The sequence below is a fragment of the Nocardia sp. JW2 genome (assembly GCF_051843015.1).
GTDB classification, from domain to species: domain Bacteria; phylum Actinomycetota; class Actinomycetes; order Mycobacteriales; family Mycobacteriaceae; genus Nocardia; species Nocardia coubleae.
On sequence record NZ_JBPXLK010000020.1, the window covers coordinates 39,413 to 65,893 of the forward strand.

Consider the following 26,481-nt stretch of genomic DNA (forward strand, 5'->3'; position numbering starts at 1 on the left):
CTTTCCTGACCTGGATGCCGCCTCTATTCGGTGATCTCGGCCAGTAGGCGATCCCAGCGATGCAGGAAGCTCTCGAGGCCGTAGTGCTCCAGCGCGAACTGCCGTCCCGATTTCCCCGCGAGTACCGCCAGATCGGGTTCGTGCAGCAATTCGCGAAATCTCGCGGTGAGGGCGGTGACGTCCGTGGAGAGAGCGCCCGCCTCGGGCGGTACCGCGCTGACGGCCTCGGTGGTCGCCAGCGCCACCACCGGCATCCCCAGGTGCATGGCTTCCAGCAGTGACAGCCCGAGCGAAGTCCACCGCGCGGTGTGCAGGTAGACCCGTCTCTTGGCCATCTCGGGGTGCAATGCCGACTGCCGCAGATCCGCTATCCCGTTGACCGGATGCGCGGTCGGCCCTTGCGGCCGGAAGTCCTGCGCGCCGATCCCGTAGAGATCGACCGGCCCTTCGCGCGCGAAGCGGGTCAGCAGATCGCTGCCGGTGATCCGCCCGCGCCGCGTCGGCTCGTTGATCAGCGCGACACCGTGGGGCAGTTCGCCGGTGTAGAGCTCACCGGGATCCACGATCCCGTGCGGGATGACACGCGTGGGCGCCGTGCCGTTGTCCCACATCACCTCGTTGAAATGGGTGACGTGCACGACCGGTATATCGGTTCGCCCCGCCATCGGATGCGCGGTGAGCGCCGCGCTGGGACGTGGGGTGTTGTGCTCTACATAGACGGCGGGGATGTCGACGCCGGGTCGCCGCCCGAGCCATCGATGCGCGAGGTCGATCTCCTCGGGACGCTGCAGCACGATCACATCCACCTCGATGTCGCGCAACGCGCCGACGGTGACCTCTCCGGCATTCGGCCAGTCACGCCCGCACCGGCCAAGGCCCCAGGGGCCGCGCTCGTCGGTTACCGGTAACAGATAATGATGCGGCCCTTGGACGAAGGCGGTGGTCCACGAGCCGTGCACATGCCACAGAAGAATTCTGCGCGGTCTGATCATGTCGATCATGCCGTAGTTCTTGCCGTTCGCCGCGTGATCAAACCGCGCGGTGCCCCGCTGATTGGCGCGGCGGACACCGGGTATGTGTCGAGGCATGTGCGTATTCGTCATCGGATGGGCAAATTTCTGCACGATGGACGCATCGATTTCGGAGCCGCTCGACGAGCTGCTGCCGGGGCGGGCGTCATGAGTACGAGCAAGATCACGGTCGTCATCGCCACTCGAAATCGCGCGACGGAATTGGCGAGAACGCTCACCGAGTTGTGCACGCTTCGACCGCGCCCGGCGATCGTCGTACTCGACAACGCATCCGACGACAACACCGCCGACACGGCCGAAACCTTCCCGGGCGTACACGTTGTCCGGTTGGCCGACAATCGTGGAGCGGCCGCCCGTAATCTCGGCGTGGCGATCGCCCGAACACCGTACGTCGCCTTCAGCGACGACGACTCCTGGTGGGCAAGCGACGCGCTCGCCGAAGCCGAACGGATCTTGGATTCCTATCCGCAGGTGGGCCTGATCGCCGGCCGCACCCTCGTCGGCTCGGAACATCGAGACGACCCCGTCAACGAACTGATGGCCGAAAGCCCGCTCGGACACGATCCGGACCTGCCCGGTCCGTCGGTTCTCGGCTTTCTTGCGTGTGCGGCGATCGTGCGGAAAGACGCGTATGCGCAGGCCGCCGGATTCAGCCCGCTGCTGCATTTCGGTGCCGAGGAACGCTTGCTCTCGCTCGACCTGGCCGCCCGCGGTTGGCATCTGTGTTACGTGCCGACGGTGCGGGCCCACCATCACCCCTCCACCCACCGACCACCGCAGGCGTGGCGGCGGCGGGCCGAACAGCGCAACAACGCCTTGATCACCTGGATGCGGCGACCACTACGGCACTGCGCCGCGGAGTCGCTCGGCTTGGTTCGCCGGATCGTGCGCGAGCCGCAGACGCTGTTGACCGTCGCCCAGATCGTCCAACGGCTGCCGAAAGCGTTGGCACAGCGGCGTCCTCTGCCCCCGGAGATCGAAACCCGAGCCAGGACACTCGAACTCGCCCACACAAGGAGCTGACGATGTCGACACACCGGATGACGGTTGTCATCATCACCCGCGACCGGCGTGACCAGCTGCTACAGACCCTCGCGCATATGACCACGCTGCCCGACGCGGCACCGATCATCCTCGTCGACAACGGTTCCGCCGACGGCACGGCCGACGCGGTCGCGGCGAACTACCCGCAGGTGCAATTGATCCGCTCCGCCGAAAACCTGGGCGCTCTCGGTCGAAACCTCGCCGTCGAACGGGTGCGAACGCCGTATGTGGCCTTCTGCGACGACGACACCCGCTGGCAGCCCGGTGCGCTGACTCGCGCGGCGGATCTGCTCGACGAGTATCCCGGCCTGGGATCGGTGACGGGACGCTGTCTCGTCGCACCCGACCTGCGCGAAGACCCGATCACTCCCGAATTCCGCGATTCGCCGATCGCCGGCCCCGACTGGCTGCCCGGGCCCGCGCTCCTGGGAGTGATGGCCGGCCTGTCCGCCTTCCGCGTGCGCGCGTTCGAGGAGGTGGGCGGCTTTTCCCGGCGCCTGTGGTTCGCGGGCGAGGAAGAGCTGCTCGCGTTGGATCTCGCGGCACGCGGATGGTGGATGTGCTGGGTGGAAGACATGATCATCCACCACGAGCCCTCCCGCACCCGCGACGCCACCCACCGTCGCGGGCTCGGAATCCGCAACACGCTGTGGACCCTGTGGCTGCGCCGACCGGCCCGCAGCGCGGCCCGCCGTACCGCCGACATACTCAGATCGGCCCCCGCCGACCGAACGACGGCCGCCGCCGTATTCGCGGCCCTACGCGGGCTGCCATGGGTATTGCGCGAACGAAAGGTCCTGCCCGCCCAGGTCGAGGCGGGCCTCGTCCAGCTCGAAGCCTCCCAACGCAACTCCACCGCCCGCCGCTACGTCGGCTAGTCGGCGTGCCGCACGAACCATCGACCTCTTCGCACCTGCTTAAAAGCCGAGCGCGGTGGTAAGGCCCCCACGTTGTCCGCTATCCAACCGAAGGGAGCACAGCATGAGCCAGATCAATCCGATCCAGGTCCAGAAGTACCTGTCCGGCATCGACTACCCCTGCGATCGCGACGGCATCGTGAACACCGCCCGCAGCAACGGTGCGGATTCCGACATCCTCGACGCTTTGCAGGACCTGCCCGACCGCACGTTCGACGGGCCCAACGCCGTAAGCCAAGCGATCTCCTGATCCCCGCGATCACACCCGAGAACCGGCCGGACCGACGCGGTCGGTTCGGCCGGCGAACAACAAGCGCGTCCTCGCGGCGATTGCGCGGTCACCGAGCGCCGCACGCCGGGCGCCGTCTCGCGCCCTAGGCAGGCGACAAAGTTCAAAAACGTGACTTTCTTTGGACTTTGACCGCCGTCGAAACGGCAAAAAACGAAATCCCTCTGACTCAGTGTCAGAGGGATTTCGTCGTGCGTCTTGCGGTGCGGTTGCGGCGTACGCGTACTCGGTGGGCGCATAAGGGCGGTGGTGTCACTGCTGCGACGGATTCCCGTCGTTCACGCGATTAGGTGCGGAAGGCACCGTCGGCTTGGGACAATCATTTTCGGAGTCGGTCGGCGAGGCAGTTGGGGGTGGTCGTTCGATGACGAGGATGGGTGGATCGAATGAAGACGGCGGCGGGGCCGAGGTGCCCGATATCGCGCGCCGGTCCGGGCCTACGTCGCTGCCGGAGCCGGTGTCCGTGCTGCACGATCGAATCCTGCTGCACGCCAACATGCATACCGCCCGCGCGCTCGTGCCCCTCCCCGCCCCGTTCGCTGGGCTGGTGCTGACGGGCAAGACGGCGGCCGCAGGGATCAAGACCCTGCGCCGCCAGCATCCGGACCTGCTGCTGCTCCGAGATCCCGAAGGGTACCGCCGTGCCCTGGCCACCGAGCACGAGCCATTCGTGCTCGATGACGACGAGTCGCAACATCTGTTCCCACTGTCACTCGACGACTACTTGCAAGCTCAGCGCGACTGCGGGGCGGACCTGGCGCTGACGCCGACCGGCTACCTCGGCGCCGGGGATTATGACGCGCTGAGGGCGGTGATCCGTACGGCCGACCGGATCGGGCGCGACGATGTCATCGTCAGTCTGCCGATCGATATCGCCTGGCTGCGCGACGATCACATCGACCACCTCATCGCGGCAGCCGCCGGGCTCGGACGGCCCAAGGCGGTGCTGCTCGGTGGACAGTTCGACCCCATGCGAAGAAACGCGGAGGCGGTCCAGAATTTGCGTCGACTGGTGGCCGAGGGAGGCGATGTCGCCGTGCTGCGAACAGATCTCACCGGCTTCGACGCCATGAGTCACGGCGCCTACGCAACGTCCCTCGGCACCGGCGGCAGCCTTCGCCACGTCATCCCGTTCGGACAGCGGCCATTCGGCGGGGGGAATGACCCCTCACCGACCGTATTGCTCGCCGAACTGATGTCCTTCTACAAGGGCTCGACGCTCGTCGAGCGGTTCGCCGACAGCCGGCCGCCGGTGTGTACGTGCCTATCGTGTCAGGGACGGCCGATGGACCGGTTCGTCGGCCGAGACGACACTCTCGACGCGCACCGCCACAATGTGCACGTGTGGGCATCGTGGGCGAACGACCTCTACGACCAGCCGACAATGGACGGGCGGGCGACCTGGTGGAAGAACATGTGCTCGGCAGCCGTGGATTACGCCGCGGTGCTCGATGCGCGGATCAGGCAGCCCGGTGCGTTCCAGCCGCCGAGTACTCTGCGTTCCTGGGCAGAGCTACCCGAGTGGTGGTCGATGCCGGGAACTACCGCGCGAGTTCGGACGCGCTAGTCTTCTCGTACAGCTTCTCGGCGAACAACCACTGGCCGCACGAATGCCGTTGTCGCACATACAGTTGCGGTTCGACGAGTGTTCGCGGCCCGGATGCGTCGGACACGCAGATGCCGATCCCGAAGAACGAGGCTTGCATCTGCGCTTCCGCGAGATCGGTCGGGACCGACCGCAGCAGCATCGCACGGCTACAGAACGGGGCGAACCGACCCGCCGAGCGCAGCCCTTCCTGCCATGTTCGGCTCGCCACCACGGCCAACCGGGCCGATATCGGCGCCCTGGCACGTCGGACGTAGTTGCCGCCCTCGACCTCGACGACACCGGCCGGCGCCTGCCCGATGATCCGGCGCTCACGGCTGGTGAGATCACCGACGGAGATCGGCAGCCCGACCGGCAAATTCATCACGGCGTCCAACAGGTCCAATCGGGTGACCGCGCCGAGACCGAGCCGTCGGCGGCGTTCGATTTCCTGGACGTCGGGTAGATACGCGATCCCCACGGTGGCGTCGAACATCCGCACGACGGCATAGGCGCACGGCTCCGACGAGCCGGCCGGGTGCTGTGCGGACATGGCGACGCGCGCTGCCTCGACCACACCGCTGCTACTCACGAGACTGCCGCCGTCCACGTCACAGATCGGAGCGTAGCCGCAGCGCTGAACCGCCGTACGACGGCGTCAAGGGCGGCTGCTGACCGGTTGTCACTGTGATCCGGGCAAGCCACGACAAACCCGGACACAAGAAAACCCCTCCGACTCAGGTCAGAGGGGTTTTCACTGTCGGGCTGACAGGATTTGAACCTCCGACCACTTGACCCCCAGTCCAGCAGGTGGGCGAAATCGCCTGGTCAGAAGCATCTTTCGTTGATGCACCGATCGGCGCTGACATGGGGGTTGTTCGGCATCGTTCGTAGCGTGTGGTCCCGTTCTGGTCCCGCTGCGGTCCCTAGCCGAGTCCGCGCGTCTCGCTCTTAAAGAGTGCGAGGCACGCGACGAGAACGACTTGCGCTTTGTCCCAGTCCGTCACTAGTCCAACGGCACATGCGACGCCGAGACTGAGCGACAGCCTGACTGTCATCTCTCGGAGATCTGAATCCGGATCTTTCGGATGCGGACTACTGATCTGTACGGGGAGGCGTGAATCGGGCATGATGGTCCTGTCTGTGGCTATGGCTAATCATGGACTCGCGGCCCCCATTCGCTTCCGACGATGCGGGGCCGCACCCATTCAGTGAGTCGGTATTCCAAGTGGGGCACAGACATTGGAGCACGCGCACGCCACTCGCCGCTACTACTTGACCTCACACCGTCTGTGGAACATTGCCCGGCGCGAGGTACAGGATAAGGCGGTCTCGACCTACAGGATAAGTCGCCGCTGACAGGATGATTTCGCGAGAAGTTGCGGCTGCTTATCTTCCTCAGAGGTCAAGTGAGTACAGGATGAGTACAGGATAGATTTCTGAAAATGACAGGATGAGTACAGGATTCGCGAGTAGTCACCGAAATCCGCCCAAGCTCCGATTGTGTGATCTCCACCACTGTTCTGTGCAACGCCTTCGGATTCCGCCGCGTTAGGGCAGTACCGGCACCGAATCGAAACCGCCCGACGATTACGCCCCGATGCGGGAACGGCATCTAGCCGCACTGGGCGCGGGCGAAGTCTCCGAGGTGCAGAAGCCGGCGGATCGGTTCCCTGCCGTCCGGTGCAGGAAAGGCGACACCACGTAGGCGGCAGAGCGCGGCCGCTCCATTACGAGTAGAAAAGCTCGTGTCCGCTGGCGATATGCCGACGTCCGTACCCCTTCGTGAAGTGGCGAAACGCTTCCGTTGGGGTCCTGCTATGCCCGGGGTCGTGTGGGTGAGATGTGGCAAGGCCGTGACAACTTCGCATCTCCGGGAGTCCCCGCTTATGTGTAGTGATCGCAGTCGGTGTGTAGCGGTGAGCTGTAGATCGTGGTGTTGCAGACCCGGCACGTGTGCGTTCGATGGTGACCACCGATCCGAACGCAGGGCACCGCACCGACGAATACTCGGCGGTCCGAGCCGGTGACCGTTTGGGCAGTATCGAGGAGTCGGTTCCGTCGAGCGCCCGTGGCTCAGGTAGGACCGGATCGATTAGCACATACGTTCGATTATCCACCGGCTACTCGGTTGATGCGATCCCCTTTGGCCAAGCTCATGGGTCGTCCTGAACCCAATGGAACCGCTTGGTGTTCCGCTGCCGCAGACAACACTCCACTCGTGTACGCGAACGTGTCCACTTGCGCGTACACGTTCGCGTACACTATGATGTAGGAGATCGCCCCTACCACGACGCACAGATTGGACTACCCATGAGCAGAACAATGTTCATAGCCTTTAAGGAGTTCTCGTCGTGGCAGAATCCCCCGACCAATTTGGCACCTACACCGTTCAGATTGAACGCTCTGCGAAACGCAGTCTGAACCGATTGGAACCGGCAGCGCAGCGTGACGCGCTCCGGGATGCAATCAAATCCTTGGAAAATAACCCTCGCCCGGATGGCTGCTGCAAGCTGACCGGACCCGACTCCTCATACCGTATCCGAGTGGGTCAGTACCGAGCCGTCTACGTTGTTGACGACAAGAAGAAGACTGTCGATGTAACTGACATCGGAAACCGAGGAGATATTTACCGCAGGAGGTAAAGTATGAGCGCAGACGCCAAGGTCTCCGGCACCGGTTCTGACGCTGAACTGTCGCCGGATGATGCACTGGAGGGCTTCCATGAAGCCCTGCAGATCTTCCCTCGCGTAGATCAACAGCTCCAGTTCGGAAGGCATATCCTGTTCGACTTCTTGTCGGGATCCGAGGATAGAGTAAGAGCATTCCAAATTGTTGTGCGGCAACACCTAGATGAAGTTCAGAGTTCAATTCCATCCGTACCGGTTTCGATCACGAAGCCGCTACAACGGCCAATCCAATCGTTGTTCAAGGTTTTCTCAGTCCGTGAAGCACGTTCCAGTTTCGCGGAACTTCTGAATGTGTGCAACGATCGCGATGTCATGATCGTTCGGAGCTCGAAACCCGCGGCAGTAGTGTTGTCATACGATCGGTTTGAGGACTTGATTGACCAAATCGAGGACTTGCAAGATCAGTTGTCAATAGCTCGGCGTGAGAACGACATGGTGTCGATCGAAGAAGCCTTCGACGGGTTGGATGACTAGCTAGCCTGGCCTACTCACCGATGATCCACCGATGCCGGACAGATGTCCCGGAGAATCTCGCGACGCTCCCCCTTATAGTCGTAGAGATTTTCTTGAGTCGAATATCGCACGAGCCCTACCCCCAGTCTCCGCCAGCGCTGGGGGTAGATCTTTCCCTGTCCCGGGGCGGGTTGCACACCAACGGCATTATCGCCTTCGGTTAGCGCGTTTGTAATACTTCTTTTCCAGGAACTCAATCGCCATTGTTACATCCTTAGTCGATACGTGACGGTTATCGGGGTCCGACTTCTCGGACCTAGCTCTTTCAATTACGAGGTCGGGATCAATTGTGCCACGGAGGAAATAGTCCCGTATGGACGGTACAGAAAGGAGTGGTGGATTCGAAGGAGAGTCGAGCCGGACGTACAACATGCGATTGAATTGAAGGGTCTGAATACGTATCGAAACCAGGGTAGAACCGACCATTCCAATGAGAAATATTGCAATAAAGATTGGAGTAAAAATCCAGTCGTTCGAGAAGTGATCATTGATGGCCAAGTAAATGAAAATCCATGCAGCCCAGACACCGCCGCCGATTGCAATCTCAATCCAGTCTTGCCTAGTTGGCCGTATGGCCAGGTTGGCAGCAAGCCGCATTGCAAGCAACTCTGCCTCTTCGGAAATTCTTGTTTTGGTCGATGAGTTCTGAATATTTTCGGCAATATCGAGGTAGTCTTTTAATTTCCGCGTTAGACGCTGCTGGGCTGAGAGCTCTCCAACTATCTTGGGCATGCTTATCAAGGCAACGATGGCGGCTAAAATGATGCCTATCGACTGATGCACTGGCATCGCCGCAGCTTAGCCTAGCTTGAGCAACCTTGTGTCTGGCTGCAGAGATGGTTCGGCCTGGTGGCTTCCCTCCTGCCCCCGTTGGACCGGCACTTCTCGCGTAGAGGCTCCGGGGTCAGGTCCTAGCGGAACACATCCCGCAGGGACGCCATCTGCGCTATTGATGATGGAAGGGTGCGGGAACAGAACGCAGGCCGCCACCGACCAGGGCAACGCGGCAAAGGTCGCGGAACCGTGGCGTGACGGTCGATGATCGTACTAGCCTGCGCTACATGGCATTCGAGCTAGCGCCAGCGATCATCGGCCTTTCAGGCGTCCTCTTGGGTGGCGCAGTGACTCTTGGGGCGAACTTGTTGACCACCCGTAGTCAGATCAAGCTGGCTACCAGTTCGAGGTCTCAGGGGGTAAGGGACCGGCAGTTTGCGGTGCATCTCGCTTACCTCGTTGCAGCGGACCATGTTCTGGGCGAGTGTCGCCTATTCCTGAAAAAGGCTTCGGAGACAGGCACCATTTCGACTCCAACGACGGAAGAACTGCAGCGAATATCGGATATGTGGTCTCGCCTCTTGGAGCCACGTGCGGGCGCACAGATGGCGGGGCCAACTGACATTCTCGACAAAATGACGGCGTTTCACGTACCGCTGGCCGCGCTGCACGATTTCGTTGAGTCGGGGGGAAAGACTTTGAAGAGTCGGATCGGCGTGCGGAGGCCAACTCTCGTTGGGATGTGACGATCGAGGCGAGAAATCACTACATCGCGGCCGCAACTAGTAGCCTTGTCCAGTTGGAAAATTAGTGGTGAGTCCATAAGGCGACTCCTTGGCCTTGTTCTGGGTTGGGTTGCACACATAGGGGCTGGCTCACCGCCTGCCCGCTACGGCCTGCCGTTCACGCGCGAGGCTCGCAGGTCAAGGGTTGTTCAGCAATCAGCGAAGCTGACGCATCGGCGCCCTTGAGGTGTGAGGGGCGCGGGATCACAATGCAGGCCAACCCAGAACAGGGCCACGCGGCCATCGGTCGCGATACCACCGCCTCACCGCGGCTTCCTTTGCTCGGCAACTCGCCTCCTACCTGACGACTGGTGCTCGGGAACCGCGTGAAGGATGACTCTGAATTCCTCTGACCTGCGTATTCGGTGCTCATCGTCCCGGCGGTGATGTACCGATTTCCGTTCGGCAATTCGCCGGGCAGGTGTGCCGGGCCTGGGGCCGACGTCGTTGGCGACCCGCTACCGCTTCGTTGACGGCGGACCGGGAACCCAGGGGCCGAAGCCCCCGGCCCGAGTGCTATCCCCAGCTTTCGAGCACGTCGCGGAACTCGGGGTCGGTGACCTTGTAGGTGAACCAGCAGCGGTTGCAGTAGTCGCCGTAGTCGGTGGCGATCTGGTCGGCAGGCTCGAGGCAGTTTTCGCACTGGTGGAGGCGGACGCCGTAGTTGATGCTGAGCATTTAAGGAGGTCCTTTCCGGGGGGCGGGTCTAACTGAGGGCGTCTCGATCACGGCACCGCCCGGCGCGTCGGCACGTCGGCGACGAGCACGCGCATACCGAAGGCGGCCTGTTCCTCTACGAGCTCGCTTCTTGAACAACCGTGAAGTGTGGGCGCGACGGGAGCCGTACCCGATCGACCTCCTGCAGGTACGAGCAAGCCCGCTGCGCGTCGAAGCGCGGCGGCGGCGCGCATGCGCCGCCGCAGGCGCTCTTGAACGACCTTCGGTCCCGGTTCTGGTCCCGCTCTCCGTGTGGTGGGCAAACAGCAAAACCCTCTCCGACCAAGGTCAGAGAGGGTTTTCTACTGTCGGGCTGACAGGATTTGAACCTGCGACCACTTGACCCCCAGTCAAGTGCGCTACCAAGCTGCGCCACAGCCCGTTCCTTGCCCCCGTCGCCGGGTGCTCGGAAAGATTACCGCAACAGTCCGCGTGAGTACTAATCGGCTGGTAGATGGCCGTTTCGGGACGTCGTCGAGACTGGTTCGGGGAGTGTGTCGGTGGGGTTGGTGATGAGGGTGGGAATTTTGGGGAGGGCGTGGGGGTGGTGGTCGGAGAGCCAGGTGAGGAGTTCCTCGCGGACGGCGCAGCGCAGGGTCCAGGCGTCGTCGGCGTCGGCGGCGGACATGGCGGCTCGGACAACGATGTTGGTTGGGGTGCTGTCGGTGACGAGCAGGCTCCAGGTGCGGCCGTCCCAGTCGGGGCGTTGGCGCAGGTAGGTGTGCAGGTGTTCACGGAGGGCGGGGATGGGGGTGGAGTGGTCGAGGTGGAGGGCGACGGTACCGGTGACTTCGGAGCCGCCGCGTGACCAGTTCTCGTAGGGCTTGCTGTTGAAGTAGGAGACCGGCATGGTCAGGCGGCGGTCGTCCCAGATACGGACGGTGAGGAAGGCGAGGGTGATGTCCTCGACCACGCCCCATTCGCCTTCGACGACCACCGTGTCGCCGATCTTGACCGAGTCGCCGAAGGCGATCTGCAGCCCGGCCATCAGGTTGCTGAGGGTGGATTGGGCGGCCACGCCCGCGATGATGCCGATGACGCCCGCCGAGGCGAGCATCGAGGTGCCGAGTGTGCGCAGGCTGGGGAACAGCAGCAGGATCACGACCGCCGCGGTGGTGACGACGAGCACCGAGGTGATGATGCGGCGCACCAGTCCGAGCTGGGTGCGCAACTGCCGCACCCGCGAAACCTCGGTTGTGCGTTGGGCATAGCGGCGCAGCAGGTGCTCGGCGACGGCGTCGGTGGCGCGAATCACCAACCACGCCGCCGCGATCAGCGCGGCGGTGGCGAGGAAATTCTGGACCACCGTGTCGCGGCGTGGATCCACGTCGGCCAGGGGGTAGAGGGCACGCAAAAGCAGTGTGCCGAGGAGTAATTGGAGGGGCACCCGGACCCGGCGTACCGAATTCAGGTGGACACCGGGACGGCGGCGGGCGCTGTAGCGCAGCAGCCGGTCGATCGCCAGGCCGGCGGCCACGGTGATCGCGATCGTGCCGAACACCACGAGCATCGGCCGCAACAGGTCTTCCACGAGATCGAACTCCTCTCGTTCTCGACTCGCCTCAGCCGGTCGCTTACCCGGGTGTCGCGGCCTCAGACATGACGTTCTGATGGCAGCGGATCACCGCCGGGCCAGTTCGCCCAGTAGGGCAACGGTGCGGCGGTGGTCGGGCTGGCCGGTGAGGTCGGTCGCGGTGAGGACGACTTCGGTGGCGCCCGCGTCGAAGTAGCGGCGGATGCCCGCGGCGACGGTGTCCTCGTCACCGATCAGTGCGAGATCTGCCGCCCTGGTGACACCTTCTAGGTCGAGGACGCGGCGATAGGACGGGATCTGCTCGTAGAAGGCCAAGTGCCGCAACGCTTCGGAACGGGCCGTCTCGACATCGGCGGTGACGACGGCAGGCACGAAGGCGACGATCCGCGGGGGAGCGGTTGCGGCCCTGGTTATTTCGGGAACGATGTGTTCGCTCAGCGTCTTGGGTCCGGCGAGGTAGGGCAGGGTGCCGTCGGCGAGTTCGCCGGTGACTCGCAGTGCCTGCGGGCCCATGGCGGCCACCAGCACCGGAAGCCGCTCGCCGCCGGGAACCGAGGTAGGTAGCGCCGGGGTGGTGGTGAACAGTTCACCGTGGATGTCGGCGGTGCCGGTGTCGAGAAGCTGCCGCAACGCGGTGAGGAACTCGCGCAACCGGGCGATGGGCCGATCGAACGGCTGACCGAAGGCACTCGCGGACAAGGTGGAGCCGACCGCGAGACCGAGATGGTAGCGGCCGTGCGTGGCGGCCTGGGCGGTCTGTGCCTGCGACGAGATCAGCAGCGGATGCCGCCCCGTCACCGGAATGGCGGAGGTACCGACCTGCAAGGCGGGTATCTCACGCCCGACGATCGCGGCGAGGGTGGGGGAGTCGTAGTCCATCCGCTGCCCGAACCACACCGCGGGCACACCCTGTTCGGCGACATAGCGTGCCTGCTCGACGATGTCGTCGACGTAGTTGGTGGCGTTTTCGACGGCGAGCGCGATTCCGAGAGTCATGCCCGGTCCAACCGGGCCCTCGGGAGGCTTTGTTCCGAAATGTCGCTATCCGATCACCATGATCGAAAGGGCAGCCGGGCTCAGAAAGCCGCCACCAGGCACACCGCGACAGTCACACCGAGCACACCCGCGCCCAACAGGCAGAACAACCATTCCGAACCGCCGCTGTAGCCCTCGATGACCATCTTCGCCGGACGATCCGGATCGTAATGGACGACTACCGGCGTGCCGGGCCGGAAATTCACAATCCACGACTTACCCATGACGGCGCGTTCCTCCACGGTGCGCCCATCAGCCGTCACCCACCGGACCACCGGGTGATACAGGGTGCCGTTCTGTCCCGAACTGGTCGCCAATCGGACTACGGTGCCGACCGCTTTCGCGCCGGAACTCTTCAACTTTCGAGTACGGCGGATCAAGACCAAGCCGATGACGAAGAAGACCGAGCCCAAGCAACCCGGAATCAGCGCGAACAACCATTCCGTCGCCACAGTCTTCCCTTCCCACGACGTTCACGCGCATTTCTCCTCGCCCGGTCATCCACCACCACCGCCCCCGCCGCCACCACAGCCGCCGCCACCGCCTCCGCAGCTCGATCCACCCCCACCCCCGCAATTCGATCCGCCCCCGCCTCCGCAACTCGGTCCGCTTCCGTAGCTCGATCCGCCGTAACCGCTCGACCCGCCGGTTGCGCCCGAATTCCCCGACAGCCGCGCCGCGCGCCACACACGCTCGCGCCGGGACAGCGAAGGCGAAATTCGACCGATCTCGCGAAGCGTCCACAGGTATTCGCGAAGCCCGTACACCGCGATCACCGCCGCGAGGGCGAGCAGCGGAGCGCCCGCCATCGGCGCCGACCCCACCGTGGACGCGCCGATGATCGCCAGCAACAGCGCCGGGACGAAGTGCATGATGTCCCCTCCCTCAGCCGGCAGTCCGGCACCGATCAGCCGACGCCCACGGAGCGCAGCAGATCCCGCAGCGCCCAGGACATCGCCGACGACCAGGCCGGCCAGTCGTGTCCGGCCCCTGCGTCATAGCGTTCCCTGACATCCACGCCGGGCGTGTTCTCCAGTTTGGCGACAAAGCGCGAGTTCTGCTCGTAGACAGCGGATTCGACGAGCCCGTTCCTGCCGTAGCTGACGAACAGGGGGATACCGGTCAGCTCGGCTGCTTGGGTGTAGGGGTTGTTCTGCTCCCAGATGTGGCGCTGGGCCGTGTAGTCACCCCAGACGCGTTTCCAGTCCGCGGCACATCCCTGGCCGGGCTTGTCCGGTTCACCGGGAGCGCCCGAGTCGTGCAGGGGGTCGACGTTGCCGCTGAAACTGGCCGCCGAACGGAACCAACCCTGGTACTTCGCGGCGAATTTCATGGCGCCGAGACCGCCCATCGAGTTGCCCGCGATGGCGCGGGTGGTGTTGGCGCGGTAGGTCGATTCCAGCAGGGTCCGCACGTCGCCCATCAGGTATTTCTCCCAGGCGGGCGCGCCGTAGGAACCGTAGTTCCACCAGTCGGAATAGGCACTGCACCAACTGGTTTCGGGGAGCACGTAGATGGCGTCGGTGTTCGCGGTGAGGGCTTCGAGATCGCCCTTGTCGGTCCAGGACTTGTGATCGTCGAACCCGCCGTGCAGAACCCAGACCCCAGAAATGGGGGGCACACGGCCCTCAGCCGGCGCGGGAACCCCGGTCAGGGGAGATATCGCTCGACGCCGTTCCTCGATGCGCGCGGATGAGCAGCGCCGCCCGCAGGTAACACAATCCGGTGACGTCGTTGAGGTCGAAGCCCGTCATCTGGCTGATCCGCTTGAGGCGGTAGTCGACGGTATTGGTGTGGATGAACATCTTCCGGGCCGTGCGTGAGCGCTGCATATTGGTGGCCATGTAGACCTCGAGGGTTTGCATGAGCTCCGGATGCGCTTCGAGCGAATCGACGACCGAACTCAGGTAGTCGCGGGCGGGGCCGGGGCGGGTGAGCTGGTATTCGAAGGCCAGTTCGTGCGGGCGGTAGACCTTGCTCGGGCCGCCGAGGCGGTGCACGATCTCGACGAGCTCGTGGACTTGTTCCGCGGCGCGCGGGATCTCGCCCGGCGCGGCCGACATCACCACGGCGCGCACCGGCACCTGGGCGGCGGTGGACAGGTGCACGATCAGCTCGTCGAGCTCGGGCTCGGTGAACTCGGTGGCGGGCAGCAGCAGGGTGCCGCCGTCGACGCTGAGCAGCGACAGCACCTTGCCGTCGCAGCGGTTGGCGAGTTCGGCCTGCACGCGCCGCAGCTTGCGCCGCGCAACGACTTTCGCGTTCAGGCCGGGCTCGGATTCCTCCGGGTGCGGTGGCAGCTCCAGGGCCATCACGTGGTATTCGTCGGCGACTTCGATGCCGCATTCGCGGGCCATCGTCGAGGTGTTCTGCCCGCCGAGCAGCGCGGAGGTGAGGGTGTGCACGGCGGTGTGGTGCTCGCTGACGACGGCGCGAAGCTCGCGCACGTAGGCCGCCGAGACGGCGGAGGTGATCATGTCCTGGGCGTCCATCAGGCGCCGGGCCACGCCGACCACGGTGTCGTAGTCGTGGTTGGTGACATTGGTGATCACCAGGTCGAAGCCGAGTTTGAAGCCTTCGTGGACGGCGTGGTGGATGGTGTCGATCGGGATGCCCTCGCGCGCCCAGTCGGCGGCGGCGGACTGCACGCGCTCCACCCGGCCGGGGAGGTCGCGACCGTCGAGCATGCTTCGGGTGAGCTCGAGGCAGACCCTGGTGACGGTGGTGACGTCGCCGTCGAGCGCTTCGCCCGGCAGCGTCGCACAGGGGACGACGTTTTCGATGAAATGCACCACCATCTGGCGCGAGATTGTGCGCACGTCTTTCAACGGGGTTGACACCGGGCGGCCCGAAGCGGTCAAGAACGGTTCGATGGAAGTTGTGACAGCCATGATGAATCCTTCCCACCCAGATCGCTGGGCAAGTGACCAAACTACCGCGTAGGCCATTGTCACGTCCGGGCTTCGCTTGTGACAAAGGTCAAGAGAATAGCGGAATGATTAGGGTTACGACGAGTACCGGATACACGCCGGTGTGGGCGGCCCCGACGCCCGCCCACACCAGCTCACCGCACCGATCTAGCCGGTCAGAGGCACAGGCTCAGCTCGAGCGGGCCAAGCGGCAGCGGCGCGCACACCTCGACCGACCCGGCGACAGGGCCGGCCGCGGTCGCGGTGCCGGTGCCGAGCGCGGCGGCCGAGAGGGCAAGGGCGGCAACGGCAATCGGGCGGGCAATTCTGGAGTTCATACGTACTTCCTCGCGTTCGGTGAACATCCCACGTTCGGGACATCTCGATCAGATCACGGCGGCAATCTCGAATTCACGTGTCGGCGACGGCTTTTGACGTTTCCATTTGGTTCGACGCGCCATTCTCGGAGAAATCCACAACAATTCGGCGCGGTCGTCATATCGCCTTGTGCCGCGCGATCAGGTATGGACCACAGGTTCGGCGCGGACCACAACGGGGTTGTCGGAACCACGAGGGATCGCCACCGATCACTGTGACCTGTCCACATACCGCACACAGGCGTCGTGTGCGCGCGCGATTGGGCCTAGGTTCGCCCGGAGTACTACAGGTGGTTGGAAGGTGGCAGCGAGCGTGGCGACAACGCAGGCGAAGCTCGACGAGTTGGTCAAGATCCTGGCGATCGCCGAGGAACCCGCGGGTGCGGCCGGCGTCGCGAAGCGGGCGAAGAAGGGCGTGCCGAGCGTGCGGGAGCGGCTGAACATGCTGCTCGATCCCGGGACGTTCATCGAGGTGGGCGCCTTGGCGCGCCAGCCCGACCAGCCCGACGCGCTCTACGGCGACGGCCTGGTCACCGGGCGGGGCCTGATCGACGGGCGGCCGGTGGTGGTGATCGCGCACGACCAGACCGTGTACGGCGGATCGGTGGGTGTGGTGTCGGCGCGCAAGTTTATGCGGGCGCTGAAGCTGGCGTTCGATTCCGGCTGCCCCGTGGTGACGATCAACGACTCCGGCGGTGCGCGCATCCAGGACGCGGTGGGGTCGATCGCGTCGTTCGGTGACATCTCCCGGGTACTGGAGAAGCTGTCGGGGTATGTGCCGCAGGTGTCGATCATTCTCGGCAAGTGCGCGGCGGGGTCGGTGTACGGGCCGATCAATACCGATGTGCTGATCGGGACCGAGGATTCGTACATGTTCGTCACCGGGCCGGAGGTGATCAAAGCCGTCAACGGTGAGGACATCAGCGCCGAGGACCTCGGCGGGGCCGCGGTGCAGGCCGAACGCGGCACGCTGCACCACGTGGCGAAGACCGAGGCGGATGCCTACGCCTGGGCGCGGGCCTACCTCAGCTACATGCCGTCGAGTTGTCTCGAGCAGCCGCCGATCGTGAATCCCGGTCTGGAGCCGGACATCACGGGCTCGGACCGCGAGCTCGACACGATCATTCCCGACTCCGATCGCACCGGCTACGACATGCACGAGATCCTGCTGCGGATCTTCGACGACGGCGAATTCCACGAGATCCGTGCGGCTTTCGCCCCCAACCTCATCACCGGCTTCGCGCGGGTGGACGGGTATCCGGTCGGCGTGATCGCCAATCAGCCGCTCGTGCTGGGTGGTTCGATCGACGCGGCGTGCTCGGACAAGTCGACCTACTTCATCCGGCTCTGCGATGCGTTCAACATCCCGCTGGTGTTCGTCGTCGACACACCCGGTGTGCTGCCGGGGCTCGATCAGGAAGCGGCGGGCGTGATCATCCGTGGTGGCCGGGTGCCGAGGGCGATCATCGAGGCCACCGTGCCGATCATCAATCTCGTGGTGCGCAAGTCCTACGGCGGTGCCTACGGGATGATGGCGGCGCGTCAGGTGGGCGCCGACGTGAGCTTCGCGTGGCCGACGGCGCGGATCGCGGTGATCGGCGCCGAGAGCGCGGTCGACCTGATCGGTAAGCGGCAGCTGGCGGCGGTCCCCGAGGAACATCGCGCCGCCGCACGGGAATTCATGATCAACCAGTACAACGAGACGGTCGCCACGCCCTGGATCGCGGCCGAACGCGGCTATATCGATGCCGTCATCGAACCGGCGCGTACCCGGCTCGAGATCCGCCACGCGCTCCGCCTGTTGCGCGACAAACCGCCTGTGGCACGGGAATTCAACCCACGTAAGCACTCGGTCTATCCGATGTGAGTGCCGCGGTGCCCGGATCGCATACGACCGATCCGGGCGCCGCCCGGCGTGCGCTTACAGCGCGGAGGGAGCCCCGTCGGTGGCGGCGAAGGCCGCTTCGAGGGTGCTGTACACGGCGAGGAGCTTGTCCAGGCCGGTCAGTTCGATGGGGCGGGCGACCTCACGGGACGCGACCACCCGCAACTGGCCCGGTGCCGCTTTCGACACGACGAGCAGTGCGCTGAGTCCGGCCGACCCGAGGAATCCCACCTGGGTCATGTCGACGACGAGCGTATTTCCACCCTGCTGTGCCTTTTCCAGCGCGGCCTGCAACTGCGGCGCCGATGCCATGTCGACTTCGCCGCGAACGGTGAGGATTTCGAATCCGTCTTCGGCGCGTACCTGCACATCGAGGTCGGGGATTCCGTTCTGGTCGCGATTCGCCACTTTCCACCTCTTGCCTCGGTGTCGCCGGGTCGGCGAACACATCTTACTCAACTTACCCGATGAAAGCGGACCTTACAGAAGAGGTCTCATGTCCTCGCGCTATCCTCGCCGGAAGTATGCATCACACTTGCGCCCTGCTTAGCAGTGGATCGGATGGGGTAAATGCCAGAAGCGAGACCGACAGCACACAGCTCGGTGCCGAGGCGCCCGTCCGGTCAGGAGAACACCCTGAAACCCTTCTATCTGGAATTTTCCGCGAAGGCTGATCGTTTGGTCGAGGTCCGTCGTGCGCTGCGTACCTGGCTGAGCGACATTCCGGTGCGGCAAACACTGGTCGACGATGTGGTACTGGCCGCGGGAGAGGCGTGTACCAATGCTGTCGAGCACGGACATCGCGGTGATGGTGGACCGGTCGAAATCGACGCATCGGTCACCGACGACCACATTCGTGTGGTCGTCACCGACCACGGCAGCTGGCGGCCGGGTGCCGCGGTCGCCGACGAGTCGCGCGGCCGGGGACTGACCATCATGCGCGCGGTGAGCAGCGAATTCGACGTCGAGACAACCGAATCCGGCACCGTCGTCACCATGCTCATCGCCTGCTCGTGAAGCCGGTCAGCGCACCCTCGGCAGCCGGACGACCTGCACGAAGAATTCGTCGATCTGCCGGATGGCCGCGATGAACTGGTCGAGGTCGACCGGTTTGGTCACATAGGCATTGGCATGCAACTTGTAACTGCGCAGAATGTCCTCCTCGGCGGCGGATGTGGTCAGCACGACCACCGGAATCGGTGACAACTCGGGGTCGGCCTTGATCTTCTCCAATACCTGCCTGCCGTCGTATCTCGGGAGATTCAGATCGAGCAGGATCAGGTCGGGTGTCGGCGCATCCGCGTAGTTGCCGTTACGGTAGAGAAAGTCGAGGGCCTCCTCACCGTCTCTTACCACATGCAGGGTATTGCCGATTTTGTTGTCTTCGAACGCCTCTCTCGTCATCAATTCGTCGCCGGGGTCGTCTTCGACGAGCAGAATATCGATGGGCTGGCCGGGAACGGTCACGCGATAGCCTCTTTCCGGGCGTCGGATGCGGTGGTGGATTCGTCGAGGGTGGGAAGGGTGAAACACAGGCGGGTGCCGTCGTGATAGTCGGTGTCGATCCAGATCCGGCCGCCGTGGAATTCCACGATCTTCTTGCAGACGGCCAGCCCGATACCGGTTCCGCTGTAGGCGTCGCGGGCGTGCAGGCGCTGGAAGATGACGAAAACCTTGTCCGCGAATTCGGCGTCGACGCCGATGCCGTTGTCGGCGACGCTGAACTGCCAACCCGAGCCCGTGTCGTCCGGTGTGCAGGTGATCCGGATCTGCGGCGTCGATCCCGGGGTGCGGAACTTGATCGCGTTGCCGATGATGTTCTGCCACAGCATGACCAGCAGTGTCGGTTCGCCCTCGACTCGTGGCAGCTGCTCCGGTCGCTCGATCACGGCGCCGGTCTCCTCGATGCTCGACGACAGCGCCGTGAGCCCGGCGTCGAGACTGTCGGCGAGCTCGACGGGTTCGGTGCCGTCGGATACGCGCCCGACTCGCGAGAAGGTGAGCAGGTCGTTGATGAGTATCTGCATGCGTTTGGCGCCGTCGACGGCGAAGTCGATGTACTGCTTGCCGCGTTCGTCGAGCTGGTCGCCGTAGCGTTTGTCGAGCAGCTGGCAGAACGAGGCGACCTTGCGCAGCGGCTCCTGCAGGTCGTGGGAGGCGACGTAGGCGAACTGCTCGAGTTCGGTATTGGAGCGCCGCAGTTCCTCCGCCTGGTCGGCCAGTTCCTGTTTCTGCTGGTGCAGCACCGATTCCTGCACGCGCGAGGAGGCGAGTTCGGCGACGATATGGTCGCGCATGTTCTCCACGGCGGCGCAGACGAGCGCGATGTCGGAGGGACCGACGGGATCGATGCGGGAGTCGAATTCGCCTGCCGCGACGCGGCGGGAGGACTCCGTGAGATAGCCGAGCGGCCGGACGACGAGGCGGCGCACCAGGACGGTGAGCGCCGCTCCCGTCACCAGGAAGGCGACCACGATGCCTGACAGCACCAGGTTGCGGGTGGTGCGGGCGGTGTCGAGCCGACTGTTGTCGCGGTCGACGGCGGCGGTGAGATTGTCGTTCTGGGTGGCGAACCGTGATTGCAACTCACCGAAGTAGGTGATACCCATGTCTGTCCGGTTCGGTGCGCCGCCCTGGGCGATCACCGGCTCGGCATACGCGGTGCGCCACAGGTCGGCGGCGGTCAGCAGAGCGGTCAGGTCGGCCTGGAGTTCGGGACGGCCCTCGATCAACTGCTCGAGCCGTTCGACGGCTCTCGCCTCGTCTTGCCTGGCGCTGGTGTAGTGCGAGACGAACAGGGGGTCACGGGTGAGCACGTAGCCCCGGATGCCCGCTTCTTCGTTCACCAGCGCGCCCTGTAGTCGCGCGGCCTCGGCGGCGGCCGGAAGCGTTTGGGCCACCAGCCGGTCGGTGACCCGGTTGGTGTGGGCGATGACCTGGGCGCCTGCCACGGCGCCGACGATCACGGCGACGATCATCGAGGCGAAGACGAGCTGGAACCAGCCCTGAGCCGTCATCCGGCTGATCAACCGTTTCTGGTCATGGGCTGTGGTCGTCACTGCGCAAGCCTTCCGTTGTCGCGCCATCGCACATAGAGGATGGCCACGTCGTCGTCCAGGCCGCCCGCGGTGGCGGCCCGGTCTTCCACTCGTTCGATCAGTGCGTCGACGAATTCGTCCGGGTGTGCGATGGGCAGGGTGTTGGCGAGTTCGAGCAGGCCGTCCTCGCCCAGTCGTCGGCTGCCGTCGCCGACGTGGCCTTCGAACAGTCCGTCGGTGAACAGCATCAGCCCGGCGTTCTCGGCAAGACTCAGCTCGTGCGCAGGCCACTGCCCGTGGCCCGGGACGAACCCGAGGGCCGGGCCACCGTCGACTTCCAACCAGCTCGAGACGCCGTCCGCGCGCCGCAGCATCCCCGGGTGGCCCGCTCGGCGCACCTGAACCAGCCTGGTCACCGGGTCGAGCCGCAACACGGTCGCCGTCGCGAAGGTTTGCTCGTCGCGGCGTTCGGCCACGAGCAGTTCCTCGAGCAAAGAGAGCTGACGGGCACCGGTGACGCCGCTGAGAACCAATGTGCGCCAGGCCAATCGGAGCGCGACACCCGTTGCGGCGGCCTCGGGGCCGTGACCCGCGACATCGCCGATCACCACGTGCACCACGCCGTCGGCGTCCTGGACGGCGTCGTAGAAGTCACCACCGAGCAGGGAGTGGTCGGCGCCGGGCCGGTACCGGGCGAGCACCTCGACGGCGCGGTCGGCACCGAGCAAGGGAGTGGGCAGCAGGCCGCGTTCCAGACGCGCGTTCTCCTGCGCCCGCATCTGGCTGGCCCGCAGGGCAGCGGTCGTGCGCTCGGCGTGCTTACGCTGGATGGCGTAACGCACCGCCCGACCGAACAATTCGGGCTCCACCCGGCCCTTCACGAGGTAGTCCTGCGCGCCCGCGGCCAGGGCGTTGAGCCCGGTCTGCTCCTCGTCGAGCCCGGTCATCACCACGACGGCGATCTGGTCGTCGATCTGGTGTAGTCGCGCCAGTGCTTCGAGCCCGTTGGCATCGGGCAGGTGCAGGTCGAGCAGGACACAATCGGGGGTGTCGGTGCGCAGCCGTTCGCCCGCCTCGGCCAGGGTGCGCACCCACTCCAGGCGCGGTCCGGCGCCGAGATCGGCCACCAGCTCCTCTACCAGCAGCGCGTCACCCGGGTCGTCCTCGACGAGCAGGATCCGGGTTGCCCGGCCCGGCAGGGTCGCGGCCTCGGTGACCAGGAGATCGGCGGCGGCTGTGTCACTGCGCGGCACGGCGACCCGTGGGAATGCCGGTCCCGACGCTCACACTGTTTCGGCGAGTGGGTCTTCTCCCGCAGGTGGACAGCCGAAATCCAGCGGTGTGCACGAATGTCTCCGATCCCGAGCGCCCGCAGCGCAAACTGGCTCCTTCAGCCGCTGGCTGGACCGAAAGAGCTCTGCGATCTTATCCGATCACCGAACCGCTCGGCGCCCACCCGATTCGGGGTGCCCGGCCGCCCGGTGAATCACCAGGTCGGCGCCGCCTCGCGAAGGCGGGTGCGGACGAGTGCGACGTGGGGGCGTTCGGTGCGAGTGGAACGGCCGACAAGGTAGGCGGTGTTGATCGGCGGGTCTTCCGGATCGAGAAGCGCGAGAACGGTTCCGGCGGCCAAGGCGGACGCGCACAGATAGCGTGGCAACACGCTCACGCCGCCGCCTGCTGTCACCACGGCGAGGACCGCGCGCAGGTCGGGAACGACGACGGCGGGGCGGCGTTCGAGGCGGCGCCCGAAGACGTGGCGCCAATAGCGGCGCAGGATCGGCAGATCGGGGGCATAGCTCACCAGGGGGACGTGGGCGAGTGCGGTGGCGTCGCCGCGTTCGAGGCGTCCGGTGTCGATGCGAGCGGCGGTGGCCGGGTTCGCGACGAGGACGAATTCCTCGTCGGCCAGGGGTTCGGCGACGACGGCCCGGCCACGCGGCCGGATGGCGGAGATGACCAGATCCAGAGCGCCGGTGCGTAATTCGGCGAGCAGGTCGTCGGCGAGGCCGGTTACCACCTGCAATCGCATGCCCTCGGTGATCAGCGGTGCCAGGGCGGGCAGGGCAAGGGTGGCCAGGATCTCGGCGGGCCCGCCGAGCAGCACGGGTGGTTCAGGCGGCGGGTGACCAGTGGTGGTGCCGGTGACCTCGGCGAGGGCGTCGAGCGGGTCCGCGATCCGGGCGGCCAGTTCGTGAGCGGTGGCCGTGGGAGATACTCCACGCGGTAGGCGGTCGAAAAGTGGTCGGCCCACGGCTTTTTCAAGTGTTTGCAGCTGGCTGGTGACGGTGGGCTGGGACAGGCCGACCTGGGTGGCGCCCGCGGTGAGCGAGCCGGAGCGGTAGACGGCCAGGAAGGTTCGCAACTGAACCAGGTCGAGACTGCCATCACCGTGCCGATGCTTCATTCGTCCAGTGTATTGATTGACGAATAGCGCCTGGTCAGGGCGCGGCTGGAAGAAAATCGCGGACGAGCGACACGACCGGATCGGGTGGGAGCAGATCGTCGATGTTGGCGAGGACCGTCTCCACCGGCAGGGTGCGGTCGGTGTTGTGGGTGGGGTTCTCGATTTCGGCGGTGGCCTCGGCGATGCCCTGGTCGATGGCGGCGGGGAGATCGGTGGCCAGCGTCGCGGTCTTCTGCGGGTTGAGCGGCTGGTCGAACCGCAACGGGGTCGGCGCGGAGTAGTCGGTGCGGTCGTATCCGGTTTCGACGAGTACGCGCAGGGCGGGCTCGGCCAGTGCGGCGGCCGGTTCGGTGAGATCGGCGCGGTTCGTGTGCTTGCCGATGGCGCGCAGCGGATACAGCAGCGGTAGTGCGCCCTGAGGGTTCGGAATGGTGACATATGTTGTGTCGCCGTGGTTTTGGCAGTGCTGTGGAAGCTCGTCGCAGTTCTGTTGCGCGATGAACTCGGACCGGTCCGGGTATCCGTAGATCGCGGCGCCCGCCTTCGGCGCACCTCCCGCGCCGTTGCCCTTGGGCTGCAGGTAGGACGGGTGGATGAGCAGTGTGCCGAGCAGCGCGTTGGCGTCGGCGAGCACATTGAGCGGGTAGGCCGGGAAATCGGAGATGCCGTCGTACTGCATGGCGATGTCGGTGGTCGCGATGCCGGTGTCGGTGGGTGTCGGTGGCCCGAAGGTGATGTCGGCGACCGGTATCCCACCGAAAAGGACCGGGCGTTCGATGATTCCGCCGTTGGGCCGGTTCGGATTCGCGATCAGCACGAACGACAACCGCGCTTTGTCCTCGGGCGAAAGCCCGGCCAACGCTGCCTTTTCCGCACTGGCGACCGTGGCACCCTGCGAGTAGCCGAACACGGTCACGGTACCCGGCGCGCCGAGCTGCCGGCGGGTGAGCTGATCGAGCGTGGCGACCCCACCCGCGACCGAGGTGTCCCATTTCGCGGACGACGCCCCGGGCCCTTTGGACGAGATCACCGGCCACAGCGAGGCGTCGTAGGGGACCGGAACGAAATCGACACCCGGGCAGGTGTTGTCGGTGCAGCCCTGCGCACCGGGATCGATGAAGTTCTGGTAGGCGTTGCTCTCGAAATCGTGTGCCACAGACGGGTCGCTGGTCCCGGTGCCGGGCACGATCAGCGCCGACGTCGCCGCCAAAGCCACCGCACACAGGCTCTGCGCCTCGAGCCAGCCGACGCCGAGCGCGGTCACGAATGCCGCGGAAGCACCGACCCGTGCCGCCGAACGCTTCCGATGCCGACCACGCTTCTTCGGCACATCGGCAAATCTCGCATTCGGCCTCATGAACTACCCCTTCGGCATCAGGGAGAAACCTCGGCAACCGCTGAGCAATTGTGGCAGCCGTGGCCGCCGGGGTACAAGCATGTGTCCGGATTGTCCGGACTACCGCTGCGGTTCAGGGTGGTCGGTAGGTGTGTGGATGATGTCGACGTACTTCGACTTGTCGTTCTGGTCCGGGTAGGTGCGGTAGGTGAACATCGAATCGGTCAGTTCGGTGATCTCGGAGTCGCGCTCGAACATCACCGTGCCGTCGTCGTTCTTCGCGACGATATGGCGGGTCTTGCCGTCGGCGGAAACAGTCCAGTCCCCGTGCATCTTCGGCTTGTCGTCGAGGGTGTACATCTCGAATGTTCCGTCGGCGTCGAAATAGGCGAAGCCGACGTAGTTCTGGACGTTCGCGTCGGTGAGCGGCAGTTCGTTGCCGTCCTGGTCGACGGCGCCGGTGGTCTCCCAGGGGTGCGCGGACAGGATCTGCGACGGTGTCCGCGTCGAGTTCGCGGTGGTGGTCGCCGCCGAGGTCGACATCGCCGAAGTGGTCTCGGCCGAGGTGGTGGCGGCGGTGTCGGAACTGTCGTCGGAGCAGCCCGCGAGGGGCACGGCGATCAGGGCGGCGGCGGTGATGACGGAGGCGATCTGGGAGATCTTCACGGGTAACCTTTCCGCTGATGGCTCGTATCGCGTCGGTCGACGTAGCGTCGAGCGTAGCCATCGTGGGTGGTCAGGGGCGTGAACTCGACCGGCGAGCCTGTCCACCGGGGCCGGAGCAGGTCGGCTCGCCGATGTATCGGATGCTCGGCAAAGGAGGCTCCACATGATCACCTCGATCCGCATGGCTGTGCTGGCGCTCGCCGGGACGGCGGTGCTCTCCACCGCGTGCTCGACCGACTCGTCCACCGGGTCCGACGCGCCGTCGACCACGCAGACCACCACCACAGCGGCTACGACCACCGCGGCGGGTACGACCGGTGCGCCGACGTCGGCACCGTCCGATCCCGCGCTCGCCGGACCGCTGCACGAGGCCGCGGCCGCCGACGACGGCGTTCGCGTGCGAGAACTGCTCGACCGCGGCGCACCCCTGGAAGCGCGCGACGACGAGGGCCGCACGCCGCTGGTGACGGCCGTGAAGAATCAGGCCACCGCCGCGGCACGAGTCCTGATCGACGCGGGTGCCGACGTCAACGCCAAGGACGACATGCAGGATTCGGCCTACCTGTACGCGGGCGCCGAAGGCTACGACGAGATCCTGACGATGACCCTCGCGCACGGTGCCGACGTGCGCAGCCTGAACCGATACGGCGGCACCGCGCTGATCCCGGCGGCAGAGCACGGATTCGTCTCGACGGTCCGGATCCTGATCGAGGCGGGTGTCGACGTCGACCACGTGAACACGCCCCGCTGGACGGCTCTGCAGGAAGCCGTGATCTACGGCGACGGCTCCCAGAAATACCAGGACACGGTCACCGCTCTCCTCGATGCCGGTGCCGACCCGAACATCCCCGACGCCGAGGGCCGCACGGTGCTCGAGAACGCGGAGCGGCTCGGCCAGACCGCGATCGTCGAGATCCTGCGCAACCATTCCTGACCGGAAGCACACGGC

Annotated in this window: 26 protein-coding genes and 1 tRNA gene; 9 read left to right on the top strand and 18 right to left on the bottom strand. The window is 65.2% G+C overall.

What is annotated here, in order from left to right; all coding sequences use genetic code 11:
* Positions 1-23 precede the first annotated feature (23 nt).
* Positions 24-1,001, bottom strand: a complete 978-nt coding sequence (locus ACSVDM_RS23670; protein WP_439268081.1) for a glycosyltransferase — start codon at positions 999-1,001, stop codon at positions 24-26.
* A gap of 177 nt (positions 1,002-1,178) precedes the next feature.
* Between ACSVDM_RS23670 and ACSVDM_RS23675 the strand changes: the two genes are divergently transcribed.
* From ACSVDM_RS23675 to ACSVDM_RS23690, 4 genes are all read left to right on the top strand, one after another.
* Positions 1,179-2,054 carry a glycosyltransferase family 2 protein gene (locus ACSVDM_RS23675; protein ID WP_439267952.1) on the top strand — a complete coding sequence of 292 codons (876 nt, stop codon included), beginning with the start codon at positions 1,179-1,181 and terminating at the stop codon, positions 2,052-2,054.
* 2 nt (positions 2,055-2,056) lie between these two features.
* On the top strand, positions 2,057-2,953 hold the full coding sequence (locus ACSVDM_RS23680) for a glycosyltransferase family 2 protein (protein WP_439267954.1): 897 nt from the start codon (positions 2,057-2,059) through the stop codon (positions 2,951-2,953).
* 103 nt (positions 2,954-3,056) lie between these two features.
* Complete coding sequence (locus ACSVDM_RS23685) at positions 3,057-3,242, top strand: DUF2795 domain-containing protein (RefSeq protein WP_067489007.1); 186 nt, start codon at positions 3,057-3,059, stop codon at positions 3,240-3,242.
* A gap of 412 nt (positions 3,243-3,654) precedes the next feature.
* Positions 3,655-4,848, top strand: a complete 1,194-nt coding sequence (locus ACSVDM_RS23690; protein WP_439267956.1) for a hypothetical protein — start codon at positions 3,655-3,657, stop codon at positions 4,846-4,848.
* On the opposite strand, the gene ACSVDM_RS23695 is transcribed toward ACSVDM_RS23690, so the two are convergent.
* Positions 4,823-5,458, bottom strand: a complete 636-nt coding sequence (locus ACSVDM_RS23695; RefSeq protein WP_439267958.1) for a hypothetical protein — start codon at positions 5,456-5,458, stop codon at positions 4,823-4,825. The two genes, ACSVDM_RS23690 and ACSVDM_RS23695, sit on opposite strands and share 26 nt — an antisense overlap.
* 1,762 nt (positions 5,459-7,220) lie before the next feature.
* On the opposite strand from ACSVDM_RS23695, the gene ACSVDM_RS23700 reads away from it, so the two are divergent.
* Positions 7,221-7,511, top strand: a complete 291-nt coding sequence (locus tag ACSVDM_RS23700; protein ID WP_439267960.1) for a type II toxin-antitoxin system RelE family toxin — start codon at positions 7,221-7,223, stop codon at positions 7,509-7,511.
* A 3-nt stretch (positions 7,512-7,514) separates the two neighbouring features.
* Entirely contained in the window at positions 7,515-8,030 is a 516-nt protein-coding gene (locus tag ACSVDM_RS23705) for a type II toxin-antitoxin system Phd/YefM family antitoxin (protein ID WP_439267962.1), read from the top strand.
* Positions 8,031-8,216: 186 nt separating this feature from the next.
* Here the strand turns inward: ACSVDM_RS23705 and ACSVDM_RS23710 are convergent, their stop codons facing one another.
* From ACSVDM_RS23710 to ACSVDM_RS23750, 9 genes are all read right to left on the bottom strand, one after another.
* On the bottom strand, positions 8,217-8,858 hold the full coding sequence (locus ACSVDM_RS23710) for a hypothetical protein (protein ID WP_439267964.1): 642 nt from the start codon (positions 8,856-8,858) through the stop codon (positions 8,217-8,219).
* A gap of 1,286 nt (positions 8,859-10,144) precedes the next feature.
* Positions 10,145-10,306: a hypothetical protein gene (locus ACSVDM_RS23715; RefSeq protein WP_439267966.1), complete on the bottom strand. Its 162-nt coding sequence runs from the start codon at positions 10,304-10,306 to the stop codon at positions 10,145-10,147.
* 347 nt (positions 10,307-10,653) lie between these two features.
* Positions 10,654-10,727, bottom strand: a tRNA-Pro gene (locus tag ACSVDM_RS23720).
* A 57-nt stretch (positions 10,728-10,784) separates the two neighbouring features.
* Positions 10,785-11,876 (bottom strand): mechanosensitive ion channel family protein, encoded by a 1,092-nt coding sequence (locus tag ACSVDM_RS23725; RefSeq protein ID WP_439267968.1) that lies wholly within the window; start codon positions 11,874-11,876, stop codon positions 10,785-10,787.
* Positions 11,877-11,966: 90 nt separating this feature from the next.
* Entirely contained in the window at positions 11,967-12,875 is a 909-nt protein-coding gene (locus tag ACSVDM_RS23730) for a TIGR03564 family F420-dependent LLM class oxidoreductase (RefSeq protein WP_439267970.1), read from the bottom strand.
* Positions 12,876-12,955: 80 nt separating this feature from the next.
* Positions 12,956-13,366 carry a DUF3592 domain-containing protein gene (locus tag ACSVDM_RS23735; RefSeq protein ID WP_439267972.1) on the bottom strand — a complete coding sequence of 137 codons (411 nt, stop codon included), beginning with the start codon at positions 13,364-13,366 and terminating at the stop codon, positions 12,956-12,958.
* Positions 13,367-13,821: 455 nt separating this feature from the next.
* Positions 13,822-14,535 carry an alpha/beta hydrolase gene (locus ACSVDM_RS23740; protein WP_439267974.1) on the bottom strand — a complete coding sequence of 238 codons (714 nt, stop codon included), beginning with the start codon at positions 14,533-14,535 and terminating at the stop codon, positions 13,822-13,824.
* Between the two features lie 7 nt (positions 14,536-14,542).
* Complete coding sequence (locus ACSVDM_RS23745) at positions 14,543-15,805, bottom strand: PucR family transcriptional regulator (RefSeq protein WP_439267976.1); 1,263 nt, start codon at positions 15,803-15,805, stop codon at positions 14,543-14,545.
* A gap of 194 nt (positions 15,806-15,999) precedes the next feature.
* The gene (locus ACSVDM_RS23750) at positions 16,000-16,161 is read right to left on the bottom strand and encodes a hypothetical protein (RefSeq protein ID WP_439267978.1); all 162 of its coding nucleotides are present in this window, start codon (positions 16,159-16,161) and stop codon (positions 16,000-16,002) included.
* 352 nt (positions 16,162-16,513) lie between these two features.
* Between ACSVDM_RS23750 and ACSVDM_RS23755 the strand changes: the two genes are divergently transcribed.
* Entirely contained in the window at positions 16,514-18,067 is a 1,554-nt protein-coding gene (locus ACSVDM_RS23755) for an acyl-CoA carboxylase subunit beta (protein ID WP_439267980.1), read from the top strand.
* A 54-nt stretch (positions 18,068-18,121) separates the two neighbouring features.
* Here ACSVDM_RS23755 and ACSVDM_RS23760 read toward each other — a convergent pair whose 3' ends face one another.
* Complete coding sequence (locus ACSVDM_RS23760; protein ID WP_439267982.1) at positions 18,122-18,493, bottom strand: STAS domain-containing protein; 372 nt, start codon at positions 18,491-18,493, stop codon at positions 18,122-18,124.
* A gap of 162 nt (positions 18,494-18,655) precedes the next feature.
* On the opposite strand from ACSVDM_RS23760, the gene ACSVDM_RS23765 reads away from it, so the two are divergent.
* Entirely contained in the window at positions 18,656-19,102 is a 447-nt protein-coding gene (locus ACSVDM_RS23765) for an ATP-binding protein (RefSeq protein WP_439267984.1), read from the top strand.
* Positions 19,103-19,108: 6 nt separating this feature from the next.
* On the opposite strand, the gene ACSVDM_RS23770 is transcribed toward ACSVDM_RS23765, so the two are convergent.
* From ACSVDM_RS23770 to ACSVDM_RS23795, 6 genes are all read right to left on the bottom strand, one after another.
* Positions 19,109-19,552: a response regulator gene (locus ACSVDM_RS23770; RefSeq protein WP_067488980.1), complete on the bottom strand. Its 444-nt coding sequence runs from the start codon at positions 19,550-19,552 to the stop codon at positions 19,109-19,111.
* A complete protein-coding gene (locus tag ACSVDM_RS23775) occupies positions 19,549-21,102 on the bottom strand; it encodes a sensor histidine kinase (RefSeq protein ID WP_439268083.1) in 1,554 nt (517 codons plus the stop codon). The genes ACSVDM_RS23770 and ACSVDM_RS23775 overlap by 4 nt, the downstream gene beginning before the upstream one ends.
* A gap of 38 nt (positions 21,103-21,140) precedes the next feature.
* A complete protein-coding gene (locus ACSVDM_RS23780) occupies positions 21,141-22,343 on the bottom strand; it encodes a PP2C family protein-serine/threonine phosphatase (protein WP_439268085.1) in 1,203 nt (400 codons plus the stop codon).
* A 266-nt stretch (positions 22,344-22,609) separates the two neighbouring features.
* Positions 22,610-23,530: a LysR family transcriptional regulator gene (locus tag ACSVDM_RS23785; protein WP_439267986.1), complete on the bottom strand. Its 921-nt coding sequence runs from the start codon at positions 23,528-23,530 to the stop codon at positions 22,610-22,612.
* A gap of 34 nt (positions 23,531-23,564) precedes the next feature.
* Positions 23,565-24,887, bottom strand: coding sequence for a PE-PPE domain-containing protein (locus ACSVDM_RS23790; RefSeq protein WP_439267988.1), 1,323 nt, complete (start codon positions 24,885-24,887; stop codon positions 23,565-23,567).
* Positions 24,888-24,986: 99 nt separating this feature from the next.
* Positions 24,987-25,532, bottom strand: coding sequence for a DUF4822 domain-containing protein (locus ACSVDM_RS23795; RefSeq protein WP_439267990.1), 546 nt, complete (start codon positions 25,530-25,532; stop codon positions 24,987-24,989).
* Positions 25,533-25,695: 163 nt separating this feature from the next.
* On the opposite strand from ACSVDM_RS23795, the gene ACSVDM_RS23800 reads away from it, so the two are divergent.
* On the top strand, positions 25,696-26,466 hold the full coding sequence (locus ACSVDM_RS23800; RefSeq protein WP_439267992.1) for an ankyrin repeat domain-containing protein: 771 nt from the start codon (positions 25,696-25,698) through the stop codon (positions 26,464-26,466).
* The last annotated feature ends 15 nt before the right edge of the window (positions 26,467-26,481 follow it).

What these genes read in the sequence shown, in the direction of transcription:
- ACSVDM_RS23670 (WP_439268081.1), bottom strand. Translation starts at nt 1,001, where the DNA reads ATGATCGACATGATCAGACCGCGCAGAATTCTTCTGTGGCATGTGCAC.
- ACSVDM_RS23675 (WP_439267952.1), top strand. Translation starts at nt 1,179, where the DNA reads ATGAGTACGAGCAAGATCACGGTCGTCATCGCCACTCGAAATCGCGCG.
- ACSVDM_RS23680 (WP_439267954.1), top strand. Translation starts at nt 2,057, where the DNA reads ATGTCGACACACCGGATGACGGTTGTCATCATCACCCGCGACCGGCGT.
- ACSVDM_RS23685 (WP_067489007.1), top strand. Translation starts at nt 3,057, where the DNA reads ATGAGCCAGATCAATCCGATCCAGGTCCAGAAGTACCTGTCCGGCATC.
- ACSVDM_RS23690 (WP_439267956.1), top strand. Translation starts at nt 3,655, where the DNA reads ATGGGTGGATCGAATGAAGACGGCGGCGGGGCCGAGGTGCCCGATATC.
- ACSVDM_RS23705 (WP_439267962.1), top strand. Translation starts at nt 7,515, where the DNA reads ATGAGCGCAGACGCCAAGGTCTCCGGCACCGGTTCTGACGCTGAACTG.
- ACSVDM_RS23710 (WP_439267964.1), bottom strand. Translation starts at nt 8,858, where the DNA reads ATGCCAGTGCATCAGTCGATAGGCATCATTTTAGCCGCCATCGTTGCC.
- ACSVDM_RS23715 (WP_439267966.1), bottom strand. Translation starts at nt 10,306, where the DNA reads ATGCTCAGCATCAACTACGGCGTCCGCCTCCACCAGTGCGAAAACTGC.
- ACSVDM_RS23730 (WP_439267970.1), bottom strand. Translation starts at nt 12,875, where the DNA reads ATGACTCTCGGAATCGCGCTCGCCGTCGAAAACGCCACCAACTACGTC.
- ACSVDM_RS23745 (WP_439267976.1), bottom strand. Translation starts at nt 15,805, where the DNA reads ATGGCTGTCACAACTTCCATCGAACCGTTCTTGACCGCTTCGGGCCGC.
- ACSVDM_RS23750 (WP_439267978.1), bottom strand. Translation starts at nt 16,161, where the DNA reads ATGAACTCCAGAATTGCCCGCCCGATTGCCGTTGCCGCCCTTGCCCTC.
- ACSVDM_RS23765 (WP_439267984.1), top strand. Translation starts at nt 18,656, where the DNA reads ATGCCAGAAGCGAGACCGACAGCACACAGCTCGGTGCCGAGGCGCCCG.
- ACSVDM_RS23775 (WP_439268083.1), bottom strand. Translation starts at nt 21,102, where the DNA reads ATGACGGCTCAGGGCTGGTTCCAGCTCGTCTTCGCCTCGATGATCGTC.
- ACSVDM_RS23785 (WP_439267986.1), bottom strand. Translation starts at nt 23,530, where the DNA reads ATGAAGCATCGGCACGGTGATGGCAGTCTCGACCTGGTTCAGTTGCGA.
- ACSVDM_RS23790 (WP_439267988.1), bottom strand. Translation starts at nt 24,887, where the DNA reads ATGAGGCCGAATGCGAGATTTGCCGATGTGCCGAAGAAGCGTGGTCGG.
- ACSVDM_RS23800 (WP_439267992.1), top strand. Translation starts at nt 25,696, where the DNA reads ATGATCACCTCGATCCGCATGGCTGTGCTGGCGCTCGCCGGGACGGCG.